Origin of the sequence: Klebsiella sp. PCX, from assembly GCF_021869705.1 — a bacterium.
GTDB lineage: Bacteria > Pseudomonadota > Gammaproteobacteria > Enterobacterales > Enterobacteriaceae > Klebsiella > Klebsiella quasipneumoniae.
The window spans coordinates 4119011-4134340 of record NZ_CP091527.1 but is presented as its reverse complement, the minus strand read 5'-3'; the positions used below and the strand labels follow the sequence as shown (position 1 = coordinate 4134340).

The 15330-nt window shown below is 61.3% G+C and carries 12 protein-coding genes; 8 read left to right on the top strand and 4 right to left on the bottom strand.

Annotated features, from left to right (window positions below; all coding sequences use genetic code 11):
• The first annotated feature begins 39 nt into the window (after positions 1-39).
• The 8 genes from ssuD to GQR96_RS19565 all read left to right on the top strand — a co-directional run bounded on the left by ssuD (position 40) and on the right by GQR96_RS19565 (position 9574).
• Positions 40-1212, top strand: coding sequence for an FMNH2-dependent alkanesulfonate monooxygenase (gene ssuD, locus GQR96_RS19600; RefSeq protein ID WP_065802657.1), 1173 nt, complete (start codon positions 40-42; stop codon positions 1210-1212).
• Positions 1213-1258: 46 nt separating this feature from the next.
• Positions 1259-2656 carry an FAD/NAD(P)-binding protein gene (locus tag GQR96_RS19595; RefSeq protein WP_065905333.1) on the top strand — a complete coding sequence of 466 codons (1398 nt, stop codon included), beginning with the start codon at positions 1259-1261 and terminating at the stop codon, positions 2654-2656.
• A 73-nt stretch (positions 2657-2729) separates the two neighbouring features.
• A complete protein-coding gene (locus GQR96_RS19590; RefSeq protein WP_023319027.1) occupies positions 2730-4136 on the top strand; it encodes an LLM class flavin-dependent oxidoreductase in 1407 nt (468 codons plus the stop codon).
• A complete protein-coding gene (locus GQR96_RS19585) occupies positions 4133-5155 on the top strand; it encodes a methionine ABC transporter ATP-binding protein (protein WP_023319026.1) in 1023 nt (340 codons plus the stop codon). The genes GQR96_RS19590 and GQR96_RS19585 overlap by 4 nt, the downstream gene beginning before the upstream one ends.
• Positions 5152-5850 (top strand): methionine ABC transporter permease, encoded by a 699-nt coding sequence (locus GQR96_RS19580; RefSeq protein WP_065905332.1) that lies wholly within the window; start codon positions 5152-5154, stop codon positions 5848-5850. Before GQR96_RS19585 ends, GQR96_RS19580 begins: the two co-directional genes overlap by 4 nt.
• Positions 5847-6725: a MetQ/NlpA family ABC transporter substrate-binding protein gene (locus GQR96_RS19575; protein ID WP_004205538.1), complete on the top strand. Its 879-nt coding sequence runs from the start codon at positions 5847-5849 to the stop codon at positions 6723-6725. Before GQR96_RS19580 ends, GQR96_RS19575 begins: the two co-directional genes overlap by 4 nt.
• Before the next feature lie 193 nt (positions 6726-6918).
• Positions 6919-8340 (top strand): MFS transporter, encoded by a 1422-nt coding sequence (locus GQR96_RS19570; protein ID WP_049004039.1) that lies wholly within the window; start codon positions 6919-6921, stop codon positions 8338-8340.
• Between the two features lie 10 nt (positions 8341-8350).
• A complete protein-coding gene (locus GQR96_RS19565) occupies positions 8351-9574 on the top strand; it encodes an acyl-CoA dehydrogenase family protein (RefSeq protein WP_065905330.1) in 1224 nt (407 codons plus the stop codon).
• Positions 9575-9619: 45 nt separating this feature from the next.
• On the opposite strand, the gene GQR96_RS19560 is transcribed toward GQR96_RS19565, so the two are convergent.
• The 4 genes from GQR96_RS19560 to ppnN all read right to left on the bottom strand — a co-directional run bounded on the left by GQR96_RS19560 (position 9620) and on the right by ppnN (position 15283).
• Positions 9620-10561, bottom strand: a complete 942-nt coding sequence (locus GQR96_RS19560; RefSeq protein WP_032456530.1) for a sulfonate ABC transporter substrate-binding protein — start codon at positions 10559-10561, stop codon at positions 9620-9622.
• Between the two features lie 131 nt (positions 10562-10692).
• A complete protein-coding gene (locus tag GQR96_RS19555; RefSeq protein ID WP_048325545.1) occupies positions 10693-12060 on the bottom strand; it encodes an L-serine ammonia-lyase in 1368 nt (455 codons plus the stop codon).
• A gap of 65 nt (positions 12061-12125) precedes the next feature.
• Complete coding sequence (locus tag GQR96_RS19550; RefSeq protein ID WP_004205549.1) at positions 12126-13415, bottom strand: HAAAP family serine/threonine permease; 1290 nt, start codon at positions 13413-13415, stop codon at positions 12126-12128.
• A gap of 500 nt (positions 13416-13915) precedes the next feature.
• On the bottom strand, positions 13916-15283 hold the full coding sequence (gene ppnN / locus GQR96_RS19545; protein ID WP_004205551.1) for a nucleotide 5'-monophosphate nucleosidase PpnN: 1368 nt from the start codon (positions 15281-15283) through the stop codon (positions 13916-13918).
• Positions 15284-15330: the final 47 nt, after the last annotated feature.

The following is a 15330-nucleotide window of genomic DNA, read 5'->3' as shown; positions in this document are numbered from 1 at the left end:
TTCGATAAATATCGGATATGGTTATATAGGAAATAGATAATGACGCAGCAAGCTCCCGACAAGATCAATGTCTTCTGGTTCTTACCTACCCATGGCGATGGCCGCTATCTGGGCACCACCGAGGGTGGACGTCCGGTCGATTTACCTTATCTGCAGCAGGTGGCGCTGGCGGCCGACAGCCTGGGTTATTACGGCGTGCTGATCCCCACCGGTAAAAGCTGTGAAGATTCGTGGCTGGTGGCCTCGGCGCTGGCGCCGTTGACCCGCCGTCTGCGCTATCTGGTGGCGGTCAGACCGGGTCTGCAGCCGCCCACTCTGGCGGCGCGGATGGCGGCCACCCTCGACCGTTTATCGGAAGGACGGCTGCTGATCAATGTCGTCACCGGTGGCGACCCGGTGGAAAACAAAGGCGATGGCATCTTTCTCAGTCACAGCGAACGCTACCAGGTGACTCGCGAATTTCTCGACGTTTACTCCCGCCTGCTGCGCGGGGAGAAAGTGGACTATCACGGGGAGCATATTCATGTCGAGGGGGCGGAAGTGCTGTTTCCGCCGGTTCAGGAGAATGGCCCGCCGCTGTACTTCGGCGGCTCTTCTGAGGCGGCTATCGATGTGGCGGCCGAACAGATCGACAGTTATCTAACGTGGGGCGAACCGCCGGAACTGGTGGCGGAGAAGCTGGCGGTGGTGCGCGAGCGCGCCGCGGCCCGCGGACGCACCCTGCAATATGGCATCCGTCTGCACGTTATCGTGCGCGAAACGGAAGAGGAGGCGTGGGCCGCCGCCGACCGGCTGATCGCCCATCTTGACGACGACACCATCGCTCAGGCGCAAAAGATCTTCGCCCGTATGGACTCGGCTGGCCAGGCGCGGATGAGCGCCCTGCATCAGGGATCGCGCGACAATCTGCGTATTGCCCCTAATCTGTGGGCCGGCGTCGGGCTGGTGCGCGGCGGCGCGGGAACCGCGCTGGTGGGTAATCCGCAGCAGGTGGCGGAGCGCATCCGCGAATATCAGGCGCTCGGCATCAGCAATTTTATCTTTTCCGGCTACCCGCATCTGGAAGAGGCACACCGCTTTGCGGAACTGGTGATGCCTCTGCTGCCGCTGGAAAACGCGGCCTCGTCGAAGGCGCGCAGCGTGAACACCGGTCCGTTTGGCGAAACCATCGGCGGCGATAAGCGCCCGGTGCGCCAGGCCAGCGCCAGCTGATGGCCAGGAGCGCGACCATGAGACAGTATACCGGAGGAGGGCGGCGATGAGTGCAGAACCGCATATCGTGATTATCGGCGGCGGCTTTAGCGGCGCGGCGGTGGCGATTGAGCTGCTGCGCCTGGCGCCGAACGGGGTGCGCGTGACGCTGCTGGAGCCGCGTCAGACTCCCGGCGCCGGGGTGGCCTACTCCACCGCGGAGCCGACGCACCGGATTAACGTCCCGGCCGCCCGTATGCAACTGACCGGTGATGAAGAGGGCGCCTTCGATCGCTGGTACCGCCGTCAGCCTGCCTTTGCCGCCGATGCGCAGGCGCTGCGCCCGGACGGTTCCGTCTACCCTCAGCGCGGCCAGTTTGGTCGCTATGTGGCACAGCGTTTTTCCGACGCCGCGGCCGCCAGCGGCGGACGGCTGCGCCACCTGCGCGATCGGGCGTTCGCTTTTCATCAGGGGACGGTTAGCACTGAGGGCGGACTGCAGCTTAAGGCCGACCTGCTGGTGCTGGCGATCAGCCATCCACCGCCTTCGCTGCCGGCGCAGGCCGAAGCCTGGCGTCACCATCCGGCGCTGATTGCCAACCCGTGGCAGCCTGGCGCGCTCGACGCCATCGCCCCGCACGCCCGGGTGGCGGTGATGGGCACCGGATTAACCATGGCCGATACGGTCGCGACGCTGGACCGGTTGGGCCACCGCGGCAGTATCATCGCCTTTTCGCGCCACGGCCTGCTGTCGCGCGGTAACCTCAGCGGCGCGGGGGCAGCATGGCCCGGCGACTATCAGCAGGGCAACTTGCGCCAGCGCCTGCGCCAGATCCGCCTCGATGTGGCGTATGCGGCGCAGCAGGGCCTGAGCTGGCAGGTGGTGCTGGATGCGGTCCGCCAGCAGGGGCAGCGGATCTGGCAGGCGCTCAGCGTCGCCGATCGCCAGCGTTTTCTGCGCCATCTGCGCCATTACTGGGATGTCCACCGCTACCGCGTGGCGCCGCAGGTCGCCGAGGTGCTGGAGGCGCGCCAGCGCACGGGCAGTCTGCAGGTGCAGGCGGCCAGGCTACTGTCGATGAGCGCTGAAGGCGAGACGCTGCGTCTGACGCTGGCGCGGCGCGGCGGCGGCGTGCAAACCCTGAGCGTCGATCATCTGATCCTGACGACCGGACCCGCGCACCGTGCCCTAACCGACAGCCAGCCATTTTTACAGGACCTCGCCCGCCGCGGCCTGATTCGCGCCGATGCCTTCGGCATGGGCCTGGAGGTGGACAGCCGTTCCCGGGCAGTGGCTGATCCGCAGGTTGAGGCGCTGCCGGTGCTGGTGGCCGGTCCGGCCGCCCGCGGGCGTTTTGGCGAACTGATGGGCCTGCCGCAGGTAGCCGACCATGCCGCTGAGGTGGCGGCGCAAGCGTTACTCACGCTCGGGATCCCGCAGGACTCCCGATGTCCAGCGTACTGAATACCTCCCTTTACCTTCCCTGATTCATTTTGCCGCGTGCGCCCCGGCGACGGGCCGCGCTATGGAGATTGCTATGTCATCACAACGTGAAATTCGTCTTAACGCTTTCGATATGAACTGCGTCGGCCATCAGTCGCCGGGCCTGTGGGCGCATCCCCGGGATCGCTCCTGGCAGTATAAAGATCTGGAGTACTGGGTGGATCTGGCGCGACTGCTGGAGCGCGGCAAGTTCGACGGGCTGTTTATCGCCGACGTGCTTGGCGTCTACGACGTGCTGAACGGCAGCGGCGACGCGGCGATCCGCCAGGCGACGCAGGTGCCGGTCAACGATCCGCTGGCCCTGATCACTCCGATGGCGCTGGTGACGGAGCATCTGGGCTTCGGTCTGACCGCCTCGCTGTCGTTTGAGCATCCTTACCCCTTCGCCCGTCGTCTGTCGACGCTCGACCATCTGACCAAAGGGCGGGTGGGCTGGAACATCGTCACCTCCTATCTGGAGAGCGGGGCGCGCAATATCGGCCAGCAAACTCAGACCGACCACGACACCCGCTATGACTATGCCGATGAGTATTTGCAGGTGATCTACAAACTGCTGGAGGGAAGCTGGGAGGACGGGGCGGTGCTGCGCGACAGAGAGCGCAAGATCTTCAGCGATCCGCGGAAAATCCATCCCATTAACCATCAGGGACAGTTCTTTTCCGTGCCGGGGATCCACCTCTGCGAGCCATCCCCGCAGCGCACACCGGTACTGTATCAGGCGGGAGCGTCCAGCCGCGGCAAACAGTTCGCCGCCGGCCATGCCGAATGCGTCTTCGTCGCTGCGCCGTCGAAAGTGCTGCTGAAGAAGACGGTGGCGGATATTCGCCGCCGGGCGGCTGAGGCCGGGCGCGATCCGCACAGCATTCTGATCTTCAATCTGCAGACGGTAATTGTTGGCGACACCGACCGCGAGGCGCAGGCGAAATGGCAGGAATATAAGCAGTACGTCAGTTATGAAGGCGCGCTGGCGCTGCTCTCCGGCTGGACGGGGATTGATTTCGGCCAGTATCAGCCGGATCAGGTGCTGAAGTATCTGCACACCAACGCCATTCAGTCGGCGGTGGAGGCCTTCTCCACTGCGGACCCGAACCGGCAGTGGACGGTGCAGGCCCTGGCCGACTGGGCCGGTATCGGCGGCTTCGGCCCGCTGGTGGTCGGCAGCGCGCAAACCGTGGCGGACGAACTGCAGTCCTGGGTCGAAGAGACGGATGTCGATGGCTTTAACCTTGCCTATGCCGTCACCCACGAAACCTTCCGCGACGTCGTCGAGCTGCTGGTGCCAGAGCTGCAAAAGCGCGGCGTCTTTAAGCAAGAGTACCGTGAGGGGACCCTGCGCGAAAAACTGTTCGGCGCCGGTCCGCGTCTGGCCGCGCCTCACCCGGGCGCCAGCTACCGACGCGATGCGCGCACGGCGGCATCGGTAGAGGAGAAGGTGACATGATCGCTATCGATGATCTGCATAAAAGCTACCGCACGGCGGATGGCCGGCTCAGCGCGGTGCTGAAAGGGCTGTCGCTGCAGGTGCCTGAGCGCTCCATCACCGCGGTGGTGGGGCCGAGCGGCGCCGGTAAATCAACTCTCGCGCGCTGCATCAGCCTGCTGGAGCGCCCGGACAGCGGCAGCATTCGTATCAATGGCCTGGATCTGTCGGTGCTGTCCGGCGAGGCGCTGCGCCGGGAGAGGCGGGCGATTGGCACCGTTTTCCAGTCTTCGGCGCTGCTGAGCCGCAGGACCGCCTGGGAGAATGTCGCCCTGCCGCTGGCGTGGCTTGGCGTGGTGGAGCGCGATATCAAGGCGCGGGTCGGTGAGCTGCTGGAGAGCGTCGGCCTGAGCCACAAAGCGGATGCCTGGCCGGCCCAGCTCTCCGGCGGCCAGCGCCAGCGGATCGCCATTGCCCGCGCGCTGGCGCTGCGCCCGTCCGTTCTGCTGGCGGATGAAGCCACCTCCGGCCTCGATCCTCAGGCCACGGCCTCGGTGCTGACTCTGCTCAAGCGGCTGCGTGATGAGTACCAGTTGGCGATCGTCCTGATCACCCATGAAATGGACGCCGTGCGCTCGGCGGCGGATGCGGTGGCGGAGATCCGCGACGGGACGATCGTCCAGTACGGGCGGCTCGAAGATCTGCTGGCGCGTCCCGATTCCCTGCTCGGCCAGCAGCTGTTGCCGCTGACGCCGGCGGCAGCGGCCCACAGTGATTTGCTGCTGCGTCTGAGCTACCGCTGGGATGTGCCGGTGGCCACCGACTGGATCAGCCGCCTGAGCCAGCAGTGGGCGCTGCAGATCGATCTCCTTGGCGGCCACGTCGAGGTGATTAACGGTCGACTGGCCGGTCGTCTGCAGGTTGGAGTGCGCTTTCAGGGCGAACGCCTGTCGCCCGCGCGGCTGCAGGGCCTGCTGGCGCAGCTCGGCATGACGGCGGAGATCCTCGACAGCGCGCCGTTGCTCAGGGAGGCGGTATGAAACCGACAGTGATCAGCCAGGACACCCCCTGGAGCGAAATCCCTTCGCTGCTGCTTCCCGCCTATGGCGAAACCTGGCTAATGGTGGCCATTGTGATGCTGTTTGTCGTCACGCTGGGAGGGCTGGTGGGGGTGGTGCTATTTAACGCCTCGCCGCGGGGATTATTTCCGCACGCACTGCTGTACCGGCTGCTGAACTGGGTGGTCAACATGGGACGTTCGCTGCCGTTTCTGGTGCTGATGGCCGCTATTATCCCGTTCACTTACTGGCTGACCGGCACCACGATTGGCATCCCCGCCGCGGTGGTGCCCATGATCGCCGCCGGCGTCCCGTTCTTTGGCCGTCTGGTGGAGAACGCGCTGCGCGAGCTGCCGGCGGAGGTCACCGCGGTGGGCGTCGTCTGCGGTGGATCGCGCTGGCAAATCATTGCCAGCGCGCAGCTCAGTGAAGCATTGCCGGCGCTGGTGGCGGCGGTGACGCTAAACCTGGTCTCGATGATCGAGTATTCGGCTATCGCCGGGACCATCGGCGCCGGGGGCATCGGCTACCTGGCCGTGGTGTACGGCTATCAGCGCTTCGACAATCACATCATGATCGCGACGATCGTGGCCCTGATCGCCACGATCCAGGTGATTCAATTTTTGGGTGACCGCCTGGTCAACCATTTACGCCACACGCAGGGGAACCTTGTATGACAACAGAGCAATTTGAGTTACGTAAAGCGCGGCGCTGGCCCTGGCTGGCGGCGCTGGCGGTGATTATCCTGCTCGCCATCGCTTTCTGGTGGTGGCGGGGACATACCCAAAGCCAGCAGGTGGTCTTCGGCAGCACGTTAAAAATTCACTATGAGCCGGCGATGGCCGGCGAGCAGCGGATTATTGAATATATTAATCAGCATATTGCGCCCGATTACGGCCTGAAGCTGGAGGCGGTGGGGGTGCAGGATCCGGTTCAGGCTGACCGCGCGGTAGCGGAAGGACAGTATGCCGGGACGATCTATCAGCATCAGTGGTGGCTTAAACAGGTGGTGGACGCCAACGGCTTTGCGCTGTCGACTACGGTGCCGGTGTTCCAGTGGGCGTTTGGCATCTATTCCGACCGCTACTCGTCGGTACAGGCGTTGCCCAACGGCGCGACCATCGTGGTGCCTGACGACGGCGCCAATCAGGGACAGGCTCTGTGGCTGCTGCAGCGCATTGGTTTGATCTCGCTCGACCCGGCGGTAGAGCCGCGCACGGCGAAGCTGAAAAATATTGTCGACAACCCGCATCAGTTTGTCTTTAAAGAGCTGGATCTGCTGACCATGCCGCGGGCGTTAAATTCGGTGGATGCCGCCATCGGCTATGTCTCGCAATTTGACGCCGGGAAAGTGCCGCGTGAGAAAGGCATTTTATTCCCGCCGGCGCCGCGCACCTTTGCTTCGCAATTAGTGATTGGTACGCCGTATTTATCGCAGGAAAATATCGTCAAATTAAAACAGGCCTTTTCTGACCCACGGATCCAGACGTGGTTAAAAACCACCAACGATCCGCTGGTAAAAGACGTATTAGTTCCGGTATCGGCGGAATAAGCGTCCTGCACGACGTCTCTTTTCGTTGTTATTTACTTCCTTTTAGGATGCGCGAAAGCGCGTCCTTTTTGTGCTGATGATTTTAATTAACTTATTGATTATATTGATTTTTATAGTATGAATTGTTGTTTTGATTCTCGCCGCTCGAGGTTTATAACCGCTGATGACCTGCACAAAATAATAAGGTGAAAAAATGAGTACATTACCAGTGGATAATCCCGGTATCGCTTCGGTACCGGTCAGTAGCGTCGGGGATGTGGCGCGGCTAATTAATTCCGGCAGGGAACAGGCGAAATATGCGCGGATGATTGTCTTCCTCGCGCTGGGGGGCGTTTTTCTCGACGCGTATGACTTAACCACGCTCTCTTACGGTATTGATGACGTCGTGCGTGAATTTCAGCTCTCGCCGCTGCTGACCGGCCTTGTGACCTCCTCCATTATGGTCGGGACCATTGTCGGCAATATTATTGGCGGCTGGCTGACCGATAAATATGGTCGCTATTCGGTGTTTATGGCCGATATGTTCTTTTTCGTTATTTCGGCTATCGCCGCCGGGCTGGCGCCAAACGTCTGGGTGTTGATTGGCGCTCGCTTCCTGATGGGCATCGGCGTCGGCATCGACCTGCCGGTGGCGATGTCCTATCTGGCCGAGTTTTCCCGCTTTGCCGGCAAAGGCAACAAAGCGGCTCGCCTCGCGGCGTGGTGCCCGATGTGGTACGCCGCCTCAACCGTCTGCTTTCTTATTATCTTCGGTCTCTATTTCCTGTTGCCGCAGGAGCATCTTGACTGGCTGTGGCGCGCCTCCCTGCTGTTCGGCGCCGTGCCGGCGCTGCTGATTATCGCCGTCCGCAGCCGGTTCATGAACGAATCCCCGCTGTGGGCGGCGAACCAGGGCGATCTGACCTCTGCGGTGCGCATCTTACGCGACTCCTGGGGGATCCATGCCCATGAGGTCCCGACGGCGAAGCCGGCGTCGGCGCCGAAAGTGAGCTTTCGCGTGCTGTTCGAAAAACCCTACCGTGAGCGGACTATCGTCGCCGGGGTGATGAATATCTGTATCTCCTTCGAGTACACGGCGATTGCCTTTTTCCTGCCGTCAATTCTTGCCCAGTTTCTCGGGGCTGGCGTCTTCGAAACTATTTCGGCATCACTGGGGCTGAACGCCCTGTTTGCCTTTACCGGCGGGCTGCTTGGTATGCATCTGGCGTGGAAATACCCTTCGCGTCATGTGGCGATAGCCGGCTTTGCCCTGCAGTTTGTGGCGCTGATTGTGCTGGCGCTGGTGGGGCAACCGCACGCGACGGCAGGCATCGTACTGGCCATCGCGATGCTGGGACTGTGGCTCTTCGCCGAAGGATTTGGCCCGGGGGCGCAGCTGATGATCTACCCGGCGCTCTCCTATCCCACCGCCATTCGCGCCACCGGGGTCGGTTTCAGCCGGGCGCTTTCCGGGATCGGCAGCGCGCTGGCGCTGTTTATTCTGCCGCTGCTGCAGGCCTCGCTCGGCACGCAGATGTTCTGGGTGGTCTCGCTTGCCGCCATTATTCCCATTTTCTTCCTGCTGGCGGTCCGTCATGAACCGACACGAGAAGATATTGACGCAATTCATGAATAAGGAACCGACTATGACCTTGCTCTCCACTGGCACCGATTATGACGCGCTGGCGGCCGCCTTCCGCCCGATATTCACCCGCATCGCCCAGGGCGCCGCGGAGCGCGAACAGCAGCGCGTTCTGCCCGAGGAGCCGATCCGCTGGCTGAAAGAAGCGGGCTTCGGCACGCTGCGTATCCCGCGCGAGAAGGGCGGCTGGGGCGCTTCGCTGCCGCAGCTCAGCGCGCTGCTGATTGAGCTGGCGCAAGCGGATTCTAACCTGCCGCAGGCCCTGCGCGCGCACTTTGCTTTTGTGGAAGATCAGCTGAATCAGCCGGATTCCGCCGGGCGCGACCGCTGGTTTCGTCGCTTCCTTGACGGCGAGCTGGTGGGCAGCGGCTGGACGGAGATCGGCGCGGTTAAGCTGGGGGACGTGAACACTCGGGTGACGCCGGCAGAGGGCGGCTGGCGACTCGACGGCGAGAAGTTCTACAGCACCGGCGCGCTGTACGCCAACTGGATCGATGTGTTTGCCCGGCGCAGCGATACCGGTAGCGATGTGATTGCCCTGGTCAGCACCCAACAGCCCGGCGTGGCGCGGGAAGATGACTGGGATGGCTTTGGCCAGCGGCTGACCGGCAGCGGGACCACCCGCTTCACCGACGCCCGGGTGGAAACCGACCACGTCTACGACTTTGCCCAGCGCTTTCGCTATCAGACCGCCTTCTATCAGCATGTGCTGCTGGCGACCCTCGCGGGCATCGGCCTGGCGGTTGAGCGGGATGCCGCGCAGGGCGTCAAACACCGGTCCCGGATGTACAGCCACGGCAACGCCGCCGTACCGCGCGATGATGCCCAGGTTCTGCAGGTCGTTGGGCAGATTAGCAGCTGGGCATGGGCGACCCGGGCCGCGGTCCTGCAGGCCGCAGAATCGCTGCAGCAGGCCTATGTGGCGCACGTCAGCGACGACGAAGCGCTGATCGCCCGGCGCAACCAGCTGGCGGAAGTGGAAGCGGCGCAGGCGCAGGTGATCGCCAGCGACTGGATCCCGCGGGCGGCGACGGAGCTGTTCAATGCCCTCGGGGCGTCGGATACGCGTACCCGTCTGGCGCTGGACCGTCACTGGCGCAATGCGCGGACGGTCGCCTCGCATAATCCGGTGATTTACAAGGCGCGCAATATTGGAAACTGGCTGGTGAACGGTGAGGCGCCGACCTTCATCTGGCAGATTGGCAATGGTGAGAAAACGGCGGGATAAGTCCGTCGGCGACGGGGGGCGCAATGCCTCCCGCCGCCGGGAAAACTAAGGTTTATCCAGCGACCAGGTGGCGCTGCGTACGTCGACTTTCACCGGCAGCAAGCCGATGCGCGTAAAGGTATCCGCCAGCGCCTGCTGTTCGTTATACACCGCCGGCGTCATGCGTTCAGCGCCGTAGGGCAGGCGGGCCAGGGTCTTCAGCCAGATGGCTTTATCCAGCCCGGTTGAGGTCGACAGAAGGCCGGCGGCCTCGTCCTGATGGCTGTTCGCCCACACACTGAGTTTACCCAGCTCATCCACCACCTGTTTTGCCGTCTCCGGGTAGGTATCCGCAAACTTACGGCTGGCGAGATAGAAGGTGTAGTGCGGCACCAGCCCCTCGGCGTTGCGTATTTGTCGGGCTTTCGCGTTGGTTTCCACTTCCGCGAGGAACGGATCCCAGATCACCCACGCATCAATCGCCCCGCGCTGGAAAGCGGCGCGGGCGTCCGCCGGCGGCAGATAGACCGGGGTGATGTCTTTATAGCTGAGGCCCGCTTTTTCCAGCGCGGCGACCAGCAGGTAGTTGACGTCGGACCCCTTGTTCAGCCCCACGCGCTTGCCCTTCAGATCGGCTACGCTGCGGATCGTCGACTGCTCCGGGACCACAATCGCTTCCGTTTTTGGGTTAGCGGGGGAGTGGGCAAGGTAGACCAGATCGGCTTGTGCCGCCTGGGCAAAGGCCGGCGGCGCATCGCCGGTGGCGGCCAGATCGATACTGCCGACGTTGAGCCCCTCCAGCATTTGCGGACCGGCGGGGAATTCGACCCAGCGGACGGCAATGCCCTGTTTTTTCAGGCTCTCATCCAGGGTGCCGCGATATTTCAGCAGCGCGAAGATGTTCGCCTTTTGATAGCCGATGTTGACGGTCTCCGGCGCTTTGGCCAGCGCGGAGGCGGAAAGGGCGGCGAGGACCAGCAGCCAGGCGGGGCGGAATCGGTTGGACATTGTCTGTTCTCCTTAGCGTTTTGCGTAAGGTAACAAACAGCGCTTATAACCATTAAATAACTAAATTTTAATTGATATAACAAAAGGTGGGTGAGAGGGCCCGCCGCGGCGACGCGTGGCGGGCCAGCAGGTTAATCGCAGGCGACAATCTTCATCGCCAGACCACCGCGGGAGGTTTCCCGGTACTTGGCGTTCATGTCTTTGCCGGTTTCGTACATGGTCTCAATGACTTTATCGAGGCAGACGCGCGGCTCGCTGGTCCGGCGCAGCGCCATTCGCGCGGCGTTGACCGCTTTCACGGCGGCGATAGCGTTGCGTTCGATGCAAGGCACCTGCACCTGGCCGGCGACCGGGTCGCAGGTCAGACCGAGGTTATGCTCCATGGCGATCTCTGCCGCGATGCACACCTGGCCCGGGCTGCCGCCCAGCAGTTCCGCCAGACCGGCCGCCGCCATTGAGCAGGCGACGCCCACTTCACCCTGGCAACCCACTTCGGCGCCGGAGATCGAGGCGTTCATCTTATACAGCGAACCAATCGCGCTGGCCACCAGCATATAGCGGGCCAGGGAGTTGCTGTTCACCTTGCGGATAAACTTGTCGTAATAGGCCAGCACTGCCGGCACGATACCGCAGGCGCCGTTGGTCGGCGCGGTTACCACCCGGCCGCCGGCGGCGTTCTCTTCGTTCACCGCGAGGGCGAACATATTGATCCAGTCGACCACCGCCATCGGGTCGCTGTTGGTAGTGTCCTGGCTCACCAGCATGCGGCGCAGCGCGGCGGCCCGGCGCGGAACGCGCAGTTTGCCCGGCAGGACGCCTTCGGTGGTAATGCCGCGCTCAATCCCGGCGCTCATCACTTCCCACACCGCGGCGAAGTGTTGCTCCAGTGCCTCTTTACTGTGTAGCGCCAGTTCGTTCTGCATCATCAGGCCGGAGAGCGACAGCCCGGTTTCGCGGCAGTGACGCTGCAGGTCGGCGGCGTTTTTATAGGGGTAAGGGACGGCCACCGGCGCGTCGGTGGTCTGGCCGAAGTGCACTTCATCGACGATAAAGCCGCCGCCGATGGAGTAGTACGTCTGGCTGTAGAGCACCTGGTCGCCGGCCAGGGCGGTGATGCGCATGCCGTTCTCATGCAGCGACAGGTTGTCGGCATGGAAATTCATGCACTGATCGACCGGGAAGTCCACTTCGTGCTGGCCGTTGGCCAGCATCAGGCGACCATGGGTGTTAACGTCCTGAATAAATCCCGGAATGGCGTCAATGTCGACGGTGTCCGGCAGGTTGCCGGCGAGCCCCATGATAATCGCGATATCGGTATGGTGGCCTTTACCGGTCAGGGAGAGGGAGCCGTAGACGTCGACGACGACTTTGCTCACCTCGGCCAGCAGGCCGCGCGCGATCAGGTCGTCAGTAAATTGTTTGCCCGCTTTCATCGGTCCAACGGTATGGGAGCTGGAAGGGCCAATGCCGATTTTAAAGATATCGAATACGCTGATCATATGTATTCCCGTGCTGTCGGAAAGCGCGCCGCCGTTCAGCGGCGCGGGGGGAGGTGTTGACTGAATTAGCTGAACAGCGAGTAGAAGATCGCGGAGATGGCAATCAGACCCATAATCACCACGAAGACGTTGCTGACGTGGCCGCTGTATTTACGCATCGCCGGCACTTTCTGAATCGCGTACATCGGCATCAGGAACAGGATCATCGCGATAATCGGGCCGCCCAGGGTCTCGATCATGCCGAGGATGCTCGGGTTCAGCGTCGCTACAATCCAGGTGGTAACCAGCATGAACAGCGCGGTCAGCTTGTTCAGTTTGTTGATTTCGATCGATTTGCCTTTACCGCGCAGGGACTTAATCACCATGCCATTAAAGCCTTCGCGGGCGCCAAGGTAGTGGCCGAGGAAGGATTTGGTGATGGCGATCATCGCGATGATCGGCGCCATCCAGGCAATGATTGGCGCGTTAAAGTGGTTCGCCAGGTAAGACAGAATCGAGATGTTCTGCTCTTTCGCCGCCGCCAGGTCTGCCGGAGAGAGGCTCAGGACGCAGCTGAAGACGAAGAACATCACGGTCAGCACCATCATGATGTGGGCGCGAGCCAGGATGCTGGAGCATTTTTTCTCGGCGCCTTCGCCGTACTCTTCACGCTTGGCAACCGCGAAGGAGGAGATGATCGGCGAGTGGTTGAAAGAGAAGACCATTACCGGGATCGCCAGCCACAGGGTCATCAGCAGGCCGTTGCCGGTGACGGAGGCGCCGCTCAGGGAGAGGGTCTCCAGCGCCGCGCCGTTCCACTGCGGGATCAGGTACAGCGCCAACACCATCAGGGCGATAACGAACGGGAACACCAGCACGCTCATCGCTTTTACAATCATCTGCTCACCGAAACGCACGATAGTCATCATGCCGACGATCAGGATCAGCGACAGAATAGCGCGCGGCGGCGGCGTCATGTGCAGCTGGTGCGCCATGAAGCTTTCGACGGTATTGGTGATCGCCACGCTGTAGACCAACAGGATTGGATAGATAGCGAAGAAGTAGAGCAGGGTAATCAGCTTACCTGCGCCTACGCCGAAGTGTTCTTCAACCACTTCAGTAATGTCTTCGCCCGGGTTTTTGCCGGAGAGCACGAAGCGGGTCATACCGCGGTGGGCGAAGAAGGTCATCGGGAAGGCCAGAATCGCCATGATAATCAGGGGGATCATGCCGCCGACGCCGGCGTTGATCGGCAGGAACAAGACGCCCGCGCCGATCGCTGTACCGTACAGGCCCAGCATCCACATGGTGTCGGTTTTACGCCATCCGCTGCGGGTTTCGCCCGAAACGATGGTGCTGGTTTGAGTGGTTTCCATCTGTATCTCCTGGAGGAATCAACAAAATCTAATGAACAAATACAATTGCGTAACACGAAATTCGTTTAATTACGGTTTTTTTAGAAATTTTCTCCGTAATAATTGGGCCGGAAAGATACATTTATATGGTTTATGCATCAGTGATCGCGATCTCAAATGCAATAATCCACTTTCAATGTGCGTATTTTTAGTCCAACAGCCTGTTTCTGGTGATCAGCCAGCGATTTGTGGCGCGCAGGCTACCATTTGCAGCATATGAGATAAAAGCGGGGCGGCGTAATAACGAGGGATTTACTGTAAAAAAGAGAAGTGGTCGACGTTTTTGCGCTTAAAACCATTTTTTGCAGTGATAATTGTCGCAGTTTTTACTAACGCAAACGATTGGCTATGTAAAAACAATTCAGGTGTTTGATTAGTCACAGAAAGGTTTTTGGCGCGTTTTGGAAGTCAGAGAAAGCGTGCCCGCCGGGGCAACAGGCGCTGCCCCGGCGGGACGGAAATCAGGCGATGATTTCGTAGCAGGGAATATAGGCGGTACCGCCAGGAAGCTTCATGCGGTGCTGGGCGACGAAGCCCTGCAGCAGATCGTCCATGCGGCGCATCATCTCCGGGTCGCCGTGCAGCTTGTATGGACCGTACTGCTCGATGGCCTGGATGCCCACCTCTTTGACGTTACCTGCGACAATGCCGGAGAAGGCGCGGCGCAGGTCGGCGGCCAGCACTTCCACCGGCTGGTCCGGGGAGAGTTTGAGGTTGGCCATGTTTTCATGGGTCGGATCAAACGGCATCTGCAGGTCCGGCGAGATACGAATCGACCAGTTGAAGCTGTAGGCGTCGTCGGTCTCGCGACGGCTCTCTTTCACCAGCGGCATCGCTTTTTTCATCTGCCGCGCCACTTCCGCCGGGTCGTCGATGATGATCCGGTAGTGGCGACGGGCGGATTCGCCCAGGGTATGGGTGATAAATTCGTCCAGCACGCGGAAGTAGTCAGCGCTCTCTTTCGGTCCGGTGAGGATCAGCGGCAGCACCTGCGCTTTGTTATCCGGATGCATCAGAATACCCAGCAGGTAGAGCAGTTCTTCGGCGGTGCCGACGCCGCCCGGGAAGATGATGATCCCGTGGGCGATGCGCACGAAGGCCTCCAGACGCTTTTCGATGTCCGGCATGATGATCAGTTCATTGACCAGCGGGTTTGGCGGTTCTGCGGCGATAATGGACGGTTCGGTCATGCCGATAAAGCGGCTGTCTTTGTAGCGCTGCTGCGCGTGGCCGACGGCGGCGCCTTTCATCGGCGCTTCCATCGCGCCAGGCCCGCAGCCGGTGCAGATATTCAGTTCCCGCAGTCCCAGCTGCGTACCGACGCGGCGGGCGTAGAGATATTCGTTTTCGTTGATCGAGTGGCCGCCCCAGCAGACGATCATGTTCGGCGCTTCGCCGACGTGTAGCGCGCGGGCGTTGCGCAGGATCGAGAACACCAGGTTGGTGATATGGACCGAACTTTCGAGATCGAGGTTCGGGAAGCGAACGGTATTGTGGATCTGGCCGTACACGAAGAGGATGTCGCGCAGTACGGCGAACAGGTTGGCCTGCAGGGAACGAATAATGCGCCCGTCAACGAAGGCGTCTTCCGGCGGGTTGATCAGTTCCAGCTTCACGCCGCGTTCGCGACGTAGCACGTTAATATCGAAATTTTCAAAACGGGACAGGAGCTCCTTGCTGTTATCGGTCAGGCTCCCCGAGTTGAGCACAGCAAGCGAGCAGTTGCGAAACAGTTGATACAGGTCGCTGCTGGCGGTGCGCTTAAGCATATCCACTTCCAGCTGCGACAGCATATCCATTGAACCAAGCGGGCTAACATGTGTAATCAAGTGAACTCCTTACAGGACGCTTATGGTCTTCCTGTGATTACAATAGC

Bases quoted from the DNA above. Each gene is read 5' to 3' on its own strand.
- ssuD (WP_065802657.1), top strand. From the start codon at position 40: ATGACGCAGCAAGCTCCCGACAAGATCAATGTCTTCTGGTTCTTACCT.
- GQR96_RS19595 (WP_065905333.1), top strand. From the start codon at position 1,259: ATGAGTGCAGAACCGCATATCGTGATTATCGGCGGCGGCTTTAGCGGC.
- GQR96_RS19560 (WP_032456530.1), bottom strand. From the start codon at position 10,561: ATGTCCAACCGATTCCGCCCCGCCTGGCTGCTGGTCCTCGCCGCCCTT.
- GQR96_RS19580 (WP_065905332.1), top strand. From the start codon at position 5,152: ATGAAACCGACAGTGATCAGCCAGGACACCCCCTGGAGCGAAATCCCT.
- GQR96_RS19590 (WP_023319027.1), top strand. From the start codon at position 2,730: ATGTCATCACAACGTGAAATTCGTCTTAACGCTTTCGATATGAACTGC.
- GQR96_RS19570 (WP_049004039.1), top strand. From the start codon at position 6,919: ATGAGTACATTACCAGTGGATAATCCCGGTATCGCTTCGGTACCGGTC.
- GQR96_RS19565 (WP_065905330.1), top strand. From the start codon at position 8,351: ATGACCTTGCTCTCCACTGGCACCGATTATGACGCGCTGGCGGCCGCC.
- GQR96_RS19575 (WP_004205538.1), top strand. From the start codon at position 5,847: ATGACAACAGAGCAATTTGAGTTACGTAAAGCGCGGCGCTGGCCCTGG.
- GQR96_RS19550 (WP_004205549.1), bottom strand. From the start codon at position 13,415: ATGGAAACCACTCAAACCAGCACCATCGTTTCGGGCGAAACCCGCAGC.
- GQR96_RS19585 (WP_023319026.1), top strand. From the start codon at position 4,133: ATGATCGCTATCGATGATCTGCATAAAAGCTACCGCACGGCGGATGGC.
- GQR96_RS19555 (WP_048325545.1), bottom strand. From the start codon at position 12,060: ATGATCAGCGTATTCGATATCTTTAAAATCGGCATTGGCCCTTCCAGC.